Raw genomic sequence first — 12,843 nt, 5'->3', positions numbered from 1 at the left:
ACAGACTGACCGGCGACAGATATACTGCGCCAGCCAATCTGACAGTCTGTCCATCTGTGGACGGATTACGGCTTACAGCGCCAGCAGACGCGCTTTTGCCGCCTGGTATTCGGCGCTGAAGCGCTGTACAACTTCGGCAACACTCGGAGCATCATCCATCAGACCGACACCTTGCCCGGCACCCCAGATGTCACGCCAGGCTTTCGCACCACTGTTGCCACCGGAGCCGAAATTCATCTTGGATTTGTCCGAGACTGGCAAATTGTCGGGGTCAAGCCCGGCGGCGATAATCGATTTTCTGAGATAGTTGCCATGCACACCGGTAAACAGGTTCGTGTACACAATGTCCGCCGCACTCGATTCAATGATGGCCTGACGATAAGCCTCGTCCACATTCGATTCCGGCGTTGCCAGCCAGCGCGAACCGATATAGGCAAAATCGGCACCCATTGCCTGAGCCGCCAGAATCGCGTCACCGGTCGCAATCGAACCTGACAGTGCAATCGGCCCCTTAAAGAATTTACGTACTTCACCGACCAGTGCAAATGGCGACAAACCACCCGCATGGCCACCGGCACCGGCCGCGACCAGAATCAGGCCATCAACACCAGCTTCCAGCGCTTTCTGCGCGTGACGGATAGAAATCACATCATGCAGCACGATGCCGCCATAGCTGTGGATCGCATCGAGCATTTCTGGCGGTGGCGCGCGCAGTGACGAAATGATAATGGGAACCTGATGCTTGACGCAGACTTCGACATCATGCGCGAGCCTGTCATTCGACTGGTGCACGATCTGATTCACGGCAATCGGGCCAACTTTCGCATCAGGATTCGCTGCTTGGTAGGCGGCCAGTTCGTTTTGCAGATCGGTCAGCCAGGTATCGAGCAATTCTGCCGGACGCGCATTCAGCGCAGGAAACGAACCGACGATACCCGCTTTACATTGTGCGGCGACCAGCTTAGGGCCGCTGGCAATGAACATCGGCGAGGCGATAACAGGTAAAGCCAGATTTTGTAAGGCTTTCGGCAGATGAGAGGTACTGGTCATACTGATGGTCTCCGGTGAACAGATCGTAGTAGATATTTTTGCTGCTTTTTTTTGGTACTTTTTTACAAGCCTGATATGATGTTATCAGAAAAAACGTTGTTATTCATGAGCATCAGCGTAAACCGAGTCAGAAGCAAGCCCACCCGCCATTAAGTGATACCGATGAAACCGAAAGTCGTTGATTTCCGCCAGAGTCAGGAAGCGCTGCGCAACTCGCTGCGTGAAGGAATGCTGGATGCCGCCAGTCATTTGCTGCAAACCGAGAGCGCTGCAGCGCTGACGGTGCGTAAAGTAGCGGAAGCGGTCAATTGCTCAACGACCTTGCTGTATTCGATTTTCGGTGGCAAAGACGGTTTATCGAATGCGCTGTATCTGGAAGGGTTTGAGCGTTTTAAAAGTGAATTTCTGAGCTACGAAGCGACTTTGCCGGATGCACAAAAAGCCCGTGGTATCCAGCGCTTATGGCTGTATGCGAATAACTATCACGCATTTGCGCGCCGTTATCCGAGTTATTACATGGTGATGTTTGGCGATGCGATTGCCGGTTTTGTGCCGCCGCCGGAATCACGCCAGGCCGCATGGGAATCCTTCACGCCGCTGATCGCCGAATTTGAACACTGCATGCAAACCGGCAGTCTGCCCGCCTCCAGCCCGAGTGCCGCCGCGCGTCTGTTATGGGCCGCCATGCATGGCGTTATCAGCCTGGAACTGAAAGGTTTTTATCTGAAACAGGAACATGCTGATGAGCTGTTCCAATCTGCTGTACGTGCCGTTTTGATCTCACTTCAACATCCACCTGGCTAAACAAGGAAACACGATGACTTACCAATGTTTTGACTTCAGCATCGATCAGAAAATCGCCCATCTGCGCTTTAATCGCCCCGACAGCCTGAATACCATGCAACCGGTTTTTTTCCGCGAGCTGGTCGAGATACTGCAAAAATTACAGCGTGAAGCGTCTGCGCGGGTGCTGATTATTTCATCCACGGGTAAGCATTTCACTGCCGGCATGGCACTGGATGTGTTTTCCGGTAACGGCATCACGCTGGACGATCATAATGCAATCGGCCGCGCCAATATTGCGCTGGTGCTGCAGGATATGCATCAGTCATTCAACCTGATCGAGCAATTGCGTATGCCGGTGATCAGCGCAATTCAAGGCGGTTGCATCGGTGGTGGTGTCGATCTGATCTGCGCCAGCGATATCCGCCTTGCCAGCAAAGACGCATTCTTCTGCATACAGGAAATCAATATTGGCATGACGGCCGATCTGGGTACACTGCAACGCTTACCGAAACTGATCCCGGAAGGTATCGTGCATGAAATGGCGTACACCGGACGGCGCTTGCCAGCCCAGCGTGCGCAAGCGGTGGGTCTGGTGAATGAAGTATTTGATACGCAAGAAGCGATGCTGGAAGCAGCCTTGCAAATGGCGAAAGAAATTGCTGAAAAACCACCAGTCGCGATCTGGGGCAGCAAGCAGGCAATACATTATGCGCGCGATCATTCTACCCATGATGCCTTGCAACAAATGGGTTGGCTGCAATCAGGAATCTGGCAAAGTGCGAATCTGATGGAAGCGTTTATGGCAAAACAGCAGGGACGCGCAACGCAATTCGGCGATCTGGCACCGCTGCATCCGTTTACTGAGGCCGACTATCAGTTGAAATAAGCCAGCTTCAGACCTTAGCGATTATTCAGCAACAGCCCGTCTTCCAGGCGGGCGACGCCAGCGCGTACCAGCTCGGCGGCGATCTGTTGCAGCAATTCCTGCGCTGGCATGGCTAGCTGGCTGGCGGCAGAACGCATCAGACGGCTGCTGTTAAATTGCAATAATGCCTGATCCAGATGCAGCTTTTGCGTGTCGAGCAAAATAAACGCGAGCAAGACTTTCAACGCATTGCGGGCATTGCGTTGCGGGTCGGCGCATAAATAATCGAGGCGCTGACGGGCGCGTTGTAATGCGCCCTGCACGTCGCTGAATGGCGCACCGTGACCCGGTATCACCAGCCGCACGTCAAGTTCGCTGATGGTCTGCAAAATAGCGGCTTGCTCGGTAAAGCCGGATTCCCCTTCTAGTTCAGGGAAAATCACACCAAAGCCGTTTTCCCACAATGCATCGGCAGAAATCAGGATGCCTTCTTGCGGACAATACAGAATCATCGAATGCGGATCATGCCCGGGCGCAGCCAGCACCTGCCAGTCCAGCCCGCCCAGACGCAGCTGATCACCATCCGCAATACTGCCATCAAAACGAAAAGGAGCGCACTGCTGGCCAGTTGCAGCGTAGGTGAGTGCCTCCTCATCCCACGCTGCAACTGCAGGCATGTCGGCAACAGGAATCAGAGTGCGACAGTCATAAGTCTGCTGAAGCAAGGCATTGCCGCCGCAATGATCTGAATGTAAATGCGTATTGACCAGCAAATCGAGTGCACGGCCTTGCAAGGCATGCTGCAACAACGCCAGCGTTTGCGGCGCATGGGTCACGTAGCCACTGTCCACCAGCGCTGCTGCATCGTCATCGATGAACAGGATATTGTTCGATGACAGCCAGCCACGTTCAAACACATGCATGCTGTCAGGAAGTTGAATCTGCTTGGCTGGCATAGGATTTTTTTCTGGCTGGCTTAAAACATCCGCTCTTTCACCTGATGCCAGATCTGCAATTTGACCGGGTTACTGGCCGTGCTCCAGGCTTTCAGTTCGTCTATGGTCCGAAAGCAACCGGCACACCAGGCTTTTTTCTCATCCATGCGGCAAACGCCGACACACGGAGAGGGAATAGCCTGCTCAGGGCTGGCAGAATCAGGATCGAAATCGTACAAAATACTCATGTTTGCAAGGCAATATCGGCAACTGGCGCAGCGGTCATGGCAACCAGTTGTTGTGGGGTCAGGCTGAATACAGCGTGCGGATGACCAGCCGCCGCCCAGACTTTGGGGTATTGCAATAAATCCTGATCAATCAGCATCACACTTTTTTGCAGGTGACCGACAGGGCAGACGCCGCCAATCGCATAACCGATTTTTTCGCGGACAAAACGGGCATCGGCTTTCGCCAGCGCGCCAACGATCGCCGCTACTTTTTTCTCGTCAACCCGATTGCTGCCACTGGCAACCACCATCACCGCTGCGTCATCAGCAACCCGGCGAAAAACGATAGATTTGGCAATTTCAGCAATGCTGCAACCTAATCCGGCTGCAGCTTCGGCGGATGTTCTGCCGCTCTCAGGCAGCATCACCACCGGCTGATCATGGCCTAATTCGCGTAACAAACTGGCGACGCGCTGCGCGGTATCCGGAAGCGCATTCTCTGTACTCATAGTCATCTGCTGAGACAAAATTCTGTTATTGGTAAGCAGTGTTTATAACACAGCCGCATCTCTGCCGCCGGACATCCGCTCAGAAAACGTAGTAAGAACGCTAGCGAGGAAGCTGGCTATCAGCCGCCCCAGCTCTCCAGTAAAGGACGGTGTTCAGGCGGATAATCGGTGCACTTCAGACCCGCGCGATAGGCGTCACCACTGAGTATCGTGTACACACAACTGGCTTTACATACGACCTGGGTACGGCTGGACGCATCTTTGGTGCTGGGCACTTCCATCATCATCTGATACGTCTGTTTTTCTTTCAGCATCACGCCCGTTTGCAGTTGTATGCCAGTCGCAGAGAAATTGACAACTTTGGCGGCAACAATATGACCGGGAACAACTTGTATTGCAGCGCGCCACGACACAGGAAGGCGCGGAGTATTTCTGGATTCATTCATAAAGAAACAATGCAACTGATGCAATAGAAATTACTATATGGAAACTTTATGAATTGTAACAATGAATCAGAAAAATACTGGCGACAACCTTGCCACGCGCGAGGGTATTAGCGGGCGTCGAGATACTGCATTACCGCCTGCGCCACATGGCGGCCGCTGGCAAAGCAGGCGGTCAGCAGATAACCACCGGTCGGTGCTTCCCAATCCAGCATTTCACCGGCACAGAAAACACCGGGACAAGCGCGCAACATAGCGTTCGCATCGAGCGCTTCAAAACGGACACCTCCGGCGGTGCTGATGGCTTCGTCAATCGGACGCGGTGAAATCAGCCGCAATGGCAGCTGTTTAATCGTGGCCGCAAGAACATCTGGCTGTTGCATTTGCTCTTTACTCAACACTTCATGCAGCAAGGCGATTTTCAATCCATCGAGTCCGAGCTTGCTCTGCAAATGACTCGATAGAGAACGTGAACCACGCCCTGCGCTGACTTCACTCAGCACCCGGTCAGCACTTTTATCCGGCAGTAGATCCAGTTCCAGCACCGCGTGGCCGCGAAGATTGATCTGCTCGCGCAAAGCCGCAGACAAGGCGTATATCAGGCTGCCTTCAACACCGCCGGCCGTGATCACGAATTGCCCTTTGCGCATGCTGGAGCGCACATCGGCATCCTGAGCACGGGCAGCCACCGTCAGCAAAGGCTGACCGGCAAATTTGTTTTTCAGAAAATCGGTCCACTGCACATCAAAGCCGCAATTGGCAGGCTGCAAAGGTGCGATATCAACGCCGCGTTGCTGAAACAACGGTACCCAGGCGCCATCAGACCCCAGCCGCGCCCAGCTGGCACCGCCCAGCGCCAGTATCACTGCATCAGCGCTGACATTCAACTCAACCTCAGGTGTCTGAAAACGTAAGGACTGCGGCGTATCGCCCCAGCCCGTCCAGCGATGCCGCATGTGAAAGCGCACGCCCTGTTCACGTAAGCAATGCAACCACGCGCGCAGCAAAGGTGCGGCTTTCATATCCACCGGAAACACCCGGCCGGAACTGCCGACAAAAGTCTCTACGCCCAGCCCCTGTGCCCAGGCGCGCAATGCCTGCGCGTCAAACGCTTGCAAGAGTGGCTGTAAATCGGCGGCACGGCTACCGTAACGCTGGACAAACGCAGAAAATTCTTCTGAATGGGTCAGGTTCATGCCGCCTTTACCTGCCAGCAAAAATTTGCGCCCCACCGACGGCATCGCATCATACAGATCCACTTGCACACCGCACTGCGACAGCGTTTCTGCCGCCATCAGACCGGCAGGACCACCACCGACCACGATTACATGAGGTGCGCGTGCGGCGGTCGTTGAAGTGATGGAGTGAGAAACAGATTGGATAGACATGAATAGCTGAACATGCGCGGTGCTGAAAACGCTGACACCGCACGAGGCGTAAAAAGGAGATCGGGCGACATTTTACGCTGGATACGCCCGCCACAGCGCAGCCGGAGAAACTATTACTGCGCTATTACTACGCAATTACTGTGCTGACAGTGTTGGCGGTATTGTCGATTGCGCAGCGGGCTGAACCGCAGCAGCGTACAGCGGAAATACCAGCGTCACGCCTAAGCCTCGTTCATCCAGCCCCTCAGCCAGCGCCAGCGTTGCATGATGACTGTCGGCGATACTTTTGACGATCGATAATCCCAGACCGCTGCCCGGAATCGTCGCGTCGGACAAGCGTACGAAACGCTGGAATACACGTTCACGCATCTCCGCTGGGATACCGGCACCAGTATCGGCAATACGCAGATACACGCCATTATCGGTCTGACCACAAGAGACTTGCACACGCCCGCCCACCGGCGTGTAGCGCAGCGCATTGTCCATCAGATTGCGGAATAAAATCAGTATGCTTTCCGCATGGATCAAGGCAATACCAGACTGCAGCTCGGCGCTGAAGCTGATTTGCGCTTTTTCTGCCTGCGCCTGCCAACCTGCCATTTGCGGTTGCAGTAAATTCGCCAGATCAGTTTCCTGCAATATCAGGTTTTTGTCGTAAGGTGGCTCCAGCTTTGCCAGCGTCATCAATTGTCCGACCAGCCGGGTCGCACGATCAACGCTGGTGCCCAAGCCGGCTGCTGCCTCTGCCCTTTCCTCATCGTTACGTGCGCGCTGTATGACTTGCAGATTGGTTTTAATCGCCGCCAGCGGTGTACGTAGTTCATGCGCGGCATCGGCGGTGAAGCGCTGTTCCCGTTCCAGCGTCTGGCTGACACGTTCAAACAAACGGTTAATCGCATGCAGCAAAGGGTGAATTTCTGTCGGTGCACCGCGCAGGTTTAACTGATGCAAATCACCCGGCATGCGCTGAGATACTTCATTCGCCACCGTTTGCAGACTACGAAACACACGGTTCACACTCCACCACAAGCCGACGACGAGCAAAGGCACCACCAACAAGGCGAACAACATTAATTTATACGCAAAACGGCTGCTGATTTCCTTACGATGACTACTAGGTTCGGCAACCTGTATCTGCATATTCTGACGCGCGTTCCAACTGCTGTAGGTGCGCCATTCCTGCCCTTCCATCTGTATCCAGCCGAACTGATTATCGCTTTCCTGCGATAACGATGTGAACGCGGTTTCCGGTGCACCGGCGCTGCGATAGATCAGGCGATGCTTACCGTCCCAGATCTGAAACAACAGATATTTGCTATGTTTGCCGTCATGTATTTCGGTCAGGGTCGGTGCCGCCAGCTCCACATGTTCTTCAAGTTCGTGATCGGCCAGCGCCAGCAGCAGGTGTCCGGTTTCGGATAAAGACTGGTCAAACAGTTCGCGGCTTTCGGTATCGGCATCCAGATACACAACCACGGCGCTGAAGCACCAGATACTGACCGTCAGCGTCAGTACCAGCGCCAGTAAAGTGCGGCGTAGCGACCAGCGCGCGGGCATGCTCATATTCATTGCGGCTCCTCTGGCGCAGTTGTACCGGGCTTATCAATGACATAGCCCACGGCATGTATCGTGCGGATCAGGTACTTACCAAGTTTTTTGCGCAGATGATGAATGTGTACCTGAATTGCATTACTTTCGATTTCTTCACCCCAGCTATACAGCGTTTCTTCGAGTTGTTCGCGGGTGAGCACGCGCCCCAGATGTTCAAATAACATCAACAATACCCGGAACTCTTTAGCGGTGAGAACGACAGGAACACCTTTAAGCGTGACCGAACGGGCGGCAATATCCATCACAATGTCACCATGATGAATCACTTCTCGCGTACGCCCGCCGCTACGGCGTGATGCAGAACGGATACGCGCCGCGAGCTCATCGAGATCGAAAGGTTTTATAATAAAGTCATCAGCGCCGGCATCAAGCCCAGCGACGCGATCTGCAATCTGTTCGCGTGCCGTGACGATCAGTATCGCACCGGCAAATCCGGATGCCCGCAGCCGTGTCAGCACCACCATGCCGTCCACCTGAGGCAAGCCGAGATCGAGCAGAATACAAGCATAGTCATGTGTTTTTACCGCAGATAAGGCGCTATCCGCTGTCTGCACCCAGTCAACGGCATAACCGGACTGATCCAGCCCGATTTGTGTCGCCCGACCTAATTGGGGATCATCTTCAACTAATAATATGCGCATTGCATACCTCCTGTAGCCTCCTGTCACTGTCGAATGCATTGTAACGGCGAGTTGTTAAGGAGTTCTTAAGATCTTCATTCCAGAATACGTCTATTCAAGCCAAGGGTACATCATGATGATCACGAAAAAACGACAACTGCAACACCGTAGCGGCGTCCGCAAACAACTGATTTTCTGTACATTGTCAGCGTTATTGAGCTGTGGCGCGGCAGTCGCAGAAACCAATAACCAGATCAAACTGACAAACGAGCAGATACTGCGCGCAGGAATCAAAACCGAAGCAGCGATTGCAGCAGATACCGCCAAAAGTGACGGCAAAGCAAATGCGACCGAAGGTCAGCATTTATCCGGTACTGTCGTGGCACCGCCCAATGCAGTCAGTATGATCAGCAGCATGGTCAGCGGCGTTGTGCAGGAAGTGCAGCACCAGTCTATGCAAGCGATACGCAGCGGCAATCCCATTGTGTCCATCTTCAGCCAGCAACTGATGGAGATGCAGCGCGAATACGTACAACTCGCCACCCAATCCAGACTGGCGAAAGAAAAACGCGAACGGGATGAAGGCTTGTTTAATGAAGGCATCATCGCGCAAAGCCGCCTGCAAGATAGTCGTGCCGCGGCGATACAAGCCGATGTCGCCGCCAGAGAACGTTATCAGGCACTGCGCAGCGCGGGCATGGGTGAAACCCAGATTCGTCAGTTACTGAGTCATCAGAATCTGACGCCGGTACTCAGAATCAGTGCCAATAGTAACGGCATACTGACTGAAATCAATGTCAAACCGGGTCAGCGGATAGAAGCCGGAACACCGATCGCAAGCATCAGCAAAGACGGCGCGTTCTGGGTCGAATTGCAGGCATCGGCACAGCAGGCATCCAGCATCCGTATCGGCGATCTGATGCAGGTGAATAACTGCGCCAGTGCCAAAGTCACCGCCATTTCATCCCAGATTCAGAGCGGTAACCAGACCACACTGATACGCACACAAGTCATCGATGGCAATCAATGTCTGAAACTCAATCAATTCGTTGATGCACGTCACCAGAGCAGCGTGATACCTGCCAATAGCATTGGTGTGCCTGCCAAAGCCCTGATCCAGAGCAAAAACGAACACTATGTCTTCGTCAAAAATGCGCAGGGTTTTGAAGCGGTCAAAGTCAAGCTGTTAAGCACAGTCGGGCAACATGCGTGGGTCAGCAGCAATCCAAAATTGCAAGTCGGCAGCCAGGTTGCCACACAGGGCATTATTCAGCTGAAAGGCGCACGTGCCGGACTTGGCGCTGAAGAAGGCGGAGCTCAATAATGTTATCCCGACTGATTGCATTTTCACTCGCTCAGCGTCTGCTGATCATCGTCGCCAGCATACTGATGATCGCGGCCGGTTATCAGGCCTTTAAGGGCTTACCTATCGACGCGTTTCCGGATGTGTCGACGACACAGGTCAAACTGATCATGAAAGCGCCGGGCATGACCCCGGAAGAAATCGAAGCACGTATCGTCGCGCCGATTGAGCAGGAACTGTTAGGCATTCCTAAACAGGCGATACTGCGCTCGCAATCCAAATATGCGATTGCCGATATCACGCTCGATTTTCAGGACGGTACCGATGTGTTCTGGGCCCGCCAGCAAGTCAGCGAACGGCTCAGCAATGTGATGAAAGATCTGCCGGCATCCGTCAGCGGCGGTCTGGCACCGATCACCACGCCGCTCGGTGAAATTTTCATGTTCACCATTGAAGGCCCGCTGTCGCTGATGGAAAAACGCAGTTTGCTGGAATGGACTATCCGTCCGCAACTACGCAATATCGCCGGTGTCGCGGATGTGAATTCGCTTGGCGGCATGGTAAAAAGTTTTGAGATCGTTCCCGATACTGATGCATTGATTGCGCGCGGCATCTCGCTCGCCCAGTTGCAAGCGGCACTGGAGGCAAACAATCGTAACGACGGCGCGGGTCGCTTATCTTCGGGTGAAGAATCCTTGCTGGTGCGCAGTGATGGCAACATCCGCACACTTGACGACGTGCGGGCGATTGCCATCGCACAAAAAGATGGTGTCGCCATCAAAGTCGGCGATGTGGCAAAAGTCAGAATCGGTCAGCTGACCCGCTACGGTACCGTCACGAAAGACGGTAAAGGCGAAGCGGTCGAAGCGCTGGTACTGGCAATGCGCGGTGCGAATGCGCAGCAAGTTGTTGATCAGATCCGTGAACGTCTGGTCACGATTAATCAGACGCTGCCAACAGGCACCAGCATCAAGCCTTTTTATGACCGCGGTAATCTGGTGGAGCGCGCGGTTTCCACTGTCACCAAAGCACTCGCGGAAGCAACCATACTGGTCGTGGTATTGCTGTATCTGTTCCTCGGTAATGTACGCTCGGCGCTGGTCGTGGCTTGCATCCTGCCTTTATCTGCACTCGGTACTTTCCTGCTGATGCAAAGTTTCGGGTTGACCGCCAATCTGATGTCGCTCGGCGGGCTGGCAATTGCGATTGGTATGCTGGTCGATGCGGCGGTTGTTGTGGTCGAAAATATTGAAGCGCATAGCGGCGACCACGGTCAGCCTAAACTTGGCCGCCTGCATGTGATTTATCGCGCAGTGAAAGAAGTCGCAGTACCAGTAACCGCCGGTATGTTGGTGATTATGATCGTGTTTTTACCGCTGTTGTCACTGCAGGGCTTGGAAGGAAAATTATTCATACCAGTCGCGCTGACGATTATTTTTGCGCTGGCTTCATCATTAGTTTTATCGCTGACGGTGATTCCGGTACTGTCCTCTTTCCTGCTAAAAGACGGCCATAGCGGCACACCTAAACTGGTACTGAAGCTGGAAGCGATGTACCGCGCCACATTGACGAAGGCATTGGCAAACGGACGTAAAGTGGCATTTGCCTCTGTCGCTGCCCTGCTGCTGACCACTTGTCTGTTTCCGTTCATCGGCAAGTCATTCATGCCGACACTGGACGAAGGCGACATCATCATGCAGATAGAGAAACTGCCGTCGATCAATCTGCAGGAATCCGCCCGCATCGACATGGCGGTACAACAGCGCATACTGGAAAAAGTGCCGGAAGTCACCAGCATCGTCGCCCGCGCCGGTTCCGATGAACTCGGTCTGGACCCGATGGGACTGAATGAAACCGATACCTTTCTGGTACTGAAACCACGCGCCAGCTGGAAGGTTAAAAGCAAAGACGAACTGATCGATCAGTTACGTAAGGTCACAGCAGAATTTTCCGGCGTGAATTTCAGTTTCACGCAGCCGATCGAAATGCGTACATCCGAGATGTTGTCCGGTGTGCGTGGTGATCTGGCGATTAAAATTTACGGCCCGAATACTCAGATTCTTGGTGGGCTGGCAGAACAGATCGTAAAAGTCGTCTCGGGTATCAGCGGCAGTCAGGATGTACTCAGCGTCAAGAATGAAGGTGTGCAATACCTGCAAGTCGATATCAACCGCGAAGCCGCAGGCAGATTAGGTCTCAGCGTCGAGCAGATACAAAATGATTTGCGTACGCTGGTGGAAGGCAAGATCAGCGGCGTCGTGATACAGGAAGGACAACGTCTGCCTTTACTGATACGCGGCAGCGATCAGATGCAGATATCTCCGTCATTGTTCCAGCAATTGCGTCTGCCGGTGACCGACAACCTGTCTATCCCTTTGTCGCAAGTCGCCAGTCTGCGCACCGTCGAAGGGCCAGTCAAAGTCGAACGTGAAAATTCATCGCGTCTGACCGTCGTCCGAGCCAACGTCCGTGATCGTGATCTGGTCAGCTTCGTCGATGAAGCGAAAGCAAAAGTGGCGCAACAAGTCAAACTGCCTGCGGGTTATCGCCTGAGCTGGGGCGGACAATTTGAAAATCAGCAAAGGGCCGCTGCGCGCCTGGCGGTTGTCGTGCCGGTCGCACTGGCACTGATTTTCCTGCTGCTGTTCACGACCCTGCACAGCATACGTCAGGCTTTACTGGTGTTCGTGAATATTCCATTTGCATTGCTGGGCGGCGTGATCGCGCTGGCCATCACTGGCGAATATCTGTCGGTACCGGCGTCGGTCGGCTTCATTGCGCTGATGGGGATTGCGGTGCTCAATGGCCTGGTCATGATCAGCTATTTCAATCAACTCGTAGCGCGTGGCATTGCCCTCAAAGAAGTAGTGTCTGAGGGTGCTTTACGGCGCTTCCGTCCGGTCATGATGACCGCCAGCATCACAGGTTTTGGTCTGATTCCCTTGCTGATGGCGACTGGCCCCGGTTCTGAGATTCAGAAACCGCTGGCGATCGTGGTGATCGGCGGGCTGGTATCAGCGACACTGCTGACCCTGATCCTGTTACCAATACTATTCCAGCGTTTCGGCATTCCCACCGATAAACGCGCGAAGCAAAACTGAACGGA

Annotated in this window: 12 protein-coding genes; 4 read left to right on the top strand and 8 right to left on the bottom strand. The window is 53.9% G+C overall.

The window, feature by feature from the left end:
• Positions 1-72 precede the first annotated feature (72 nt).
• Entirely contained in the window at positions 73-1,050 is a 978-nt protein-coding gene (locus tag KDM87_RS15470) for an NAD(P)H-dependent flavin oxidoreductase (protein ID WP_212679973.1), read from the bottom strand.
• Between the two features lie 162 nt (positions 1,051-1,212).
• On the opposite strand from KDM87_RS15470, the gene KDM87_RS15465 reads away from it, so the two are divergent.
• Positions 1,213-1,854, top strand: a complete 642-nt coding sequence (locus tag KDM87_RS15465; RefSeq protein WP_212679971.1) for a TetR/AcrR family transcriptional regulator — start codon at positions 1,213-1,215, stop codon at positions 1,852-1,854.
• A gap of 13 nt (positions 1,855-1,867) precedes the next feature.
• Positions 1,868-2,722, top strand: a complete 855-nt coding sequence (locus tag KDM87_RS15460) for an enoyl-CoA hydratase-related protein (RefSeq protein ID WP_212679969.1) — start codon at positions 1,868-1,870, stop codon at positions 2,720-2,722.
• Positions 2,723-2,736: 14 nt separating this feature from the next.
• On the opposite strand, the gene KDM87_RS15455 is transcribed toward KDM87_RS15460, so the two are convergent.
• The 7 genes from KDM87_RS15455 to KDM87_RS15425 all read right to left on the bottom strand — a co-directional run bounded on the left by KDM87_RS15455 (position 2,737) and on the right by KDM87_RS15425 (position 8,455).
• Positions 2,737-3,657 carry an MBL fold metallo-hydrolase gene (locus KDM87_RS15455; RefSeq protein ID WP_230407822.1) on the bottom strand — a complete coding sequence of 307 codons (921 nt, stop codon included), beginning with the start codon at positions 3,655-3,657 and terminating at the stop codon, positions 2,737-2,739.
• Between the two features lie 20 nt (positions 3,658-3,677).
• Positions 3,678-3,884, bottom strand: a complete 207-nt coding sequence (locus tag KDM87_RS15450; RefSeq protein WP_212679967.1) for a DUF1289 domain-containing protein — start codon at positions 3,882-3,884, stop codon at positions 3,678-3,680.
• Positions 3,881-4,378: a YbaK/EbsC family protein gene (locus KDM87_RS15445; protein WP_212679965.1), complete on the bottom strand. Its 498-nt coding sequence runs from the start codon at positions 4,376-4,378 to the stop codon at positions 3,881-3,883. The genes KDM87_RS15450 and KDM87_RS15445 overlap by 4 nt, the downstream gene beginning before the upstream one ends.
• 113 nt (positions 4,379-4,491) lie before the next feature.
• Positions 4,492-4,818, bottom strand: a complete 327-nt coding sequence (locus KDM87_RS15440; RefSeq protein WP_212679963.1) for a PilZ domain-containing protein — start codon at positions 4,816-4,818, stop codon at positions 4,492-4,494.
• Between the two features lie 107 nt (positions 4,819-4,925).
• A complete protein-coding gene (locus tag KDM87_RS15435; RefSeq protein WP_212679961.1) occupies positions 4,926-6,203 on the bottom strand; it encodes a TIGR03862 family flavoprotein in 1,278 nt (425 codons plus the stop codon).
• Positions 6,204-6,338: 135 nt separating this feature from the next.
• Positions 6,339-7,772 carry an ATP-binding protein gene (locus KDM87_RS15430; protein ID WP_212679959.1) on the bottom strand — a complete coding sequence of 478 codons (1,434 nt, stop codon included), beginning with the start codon at positions 7,770-7,772 and terminating at the stop codon, positions 6,339-6,341.
• Entirely contained in the window at positions 7,769-8,455 is a 687-nt protein-coding gene (locus tag KDM87_RS15425) for a response regulator (RefSeq protein ID WP_212679957.1), read from the bottom strand. Before KDM87_RS15425 ends, KDM87_RS15430 begins: the two co-directional genes overlap by 4 nt.
• A 112-nt stretch (positions 8,456-8,567) precedes the next feature.
• Between KDM87_RS15425 and KDM87_RS15420 the strand changes: the two genes are divergently transcribed.
• Together KDM87_RS15420 and KDM87_RS15415 are read left to right on the top strand one after the other, a co-directional pair.
• On the top strand, positions 8,568-9,758 hold the full coding sequence (locus KDM87_RS15420) for an efflux RND transporter periplasmic adaptor subunit (RefSeq protein ID WP_212679955.1): 1,191 nt from the start codon (positions 8,568-8,570) through the stop codon (positions 9,756-9,758).
• Positions 9,758-12,838, top strand: coding sequence for an efflux RND transporter permease subunit (locus tag KDM87_RS15415; RefSeq protein ID WP_212679953.1), 3,081 nt, complete (start codon positions 9,758-9,760; stop codon positions 12,836-12,838). Before KDM87_RS15420 ends, KDM87_RS15415 begins: the two co-directional genes overlap by 1 nt.
• Positions 12,839-12,843: the final 5 nt, after the last annotated feature.

The organism is Cognatundibacterium rivi (assembly GCF_018139565.1).
Lineage (GTDB): Bacteria > Pseudomonadota > Gammaproteobacteria > Burkholderiales > Burkholderiaceae_D > Undibacterium > Undibacterium rivi.
Note: the sequence above shows the minus strand (reverse complement) of the source record. Positions and strands in the feature narration are given on the sequence as shown.

What these genes read in the sequence shown, in the direction of transcription:
- KDM87_RS15470 (WP_212679973.1), bottom strand. Translation starts at nt 1,050, where the DNA reads ATGACCAGTACCTCTCATCTGCCGAAAGCCTTACAAAATCTGGCTTTA.
- KDM87_RS15465 (WP_212679971.1), top strand. Translation starts at nt 1,213, where the DNA reads ATGAAACCGAAAGTCGTTGATTTCCGCCAGAGTCAGGAAGCGCTGCGC.
- KDM87_RS15460 (WP_212679969.1), top strand. Translation starts at nt 1,868, where the DNA reads ATGACTTACCAATGTTTTGACTTCAGCATCGATCAGAAAATCGCCCAT.
- KDM87_RS15455 (WP_230407822.1), bottom strand. Translation starts at nt 3,657, where the DNA reads ATGCCAGCCAAGCAGATTCAACTTCCTGACAGCATGCATGTGTTTGAA.
- KDM87_RS15450 (WP_212679967.1), bottom strand. Translation starts at nt 3,884, where the DNA reads ATGAGTATTTTGTACGATTTCGATCCTGATTCTGCCAGCCCTGAGCAG.
- KDM87_RS15445 (WP_212679965.1), bottom strand. Translation starts at nt 4,378, where the DNA reads ATGACTATGAGTACAGAGAATGCGCTTCCGGATACCGCGCAGCGCGTC.
- KDM87_RS15440 (WP_212679963.1), bottom strand. Translation starts at nt 4,818, where the DNA reads ATGAATGAATCCAGAAATACTCCGCGCCTTCCTGTGTCGTGGCGCGCT.
- KDM87_RS15435 (WP_212679961.1), bottom strand. Translation starts at nt 6,203, where the DNA reads ATGTCTATCCAATCTGTTTCTCACTCCATCACTTCAACGACCGCCGCA.
- KDM87_RS15430 (WP_212679959.1), bottom strand. Translation starts at nt 7,772, where the DNA reads ATGAATATGAGCATGCCCGCGCGCTGGTCGCTACGCCGCACTTTACTG.
- KDM87_RS15425 (WP_212679957.1), bottom strand. Translation starts at nt 8,455, where the DNA reads ATGCGCATATTATTAGTTGAAGATGATCCCCAATTAGGTCGGGCGACA.
- KDM87_RS15420 (WP_212679955.1), top strand. Translation starts at nt 8,568, where the DNA reads ATGATGATCACGAAAAAACGACAACTGCAACACCGTAGCGGCGTCCGC.
- KDM87_RS15415 (WP_212679953.1), top strand. Translation starts at nt 9,758, where the DNA reads ATGTTATCCCGACTGATTGCATTTTCACTCGCTCAGCGTCTGCTGATC.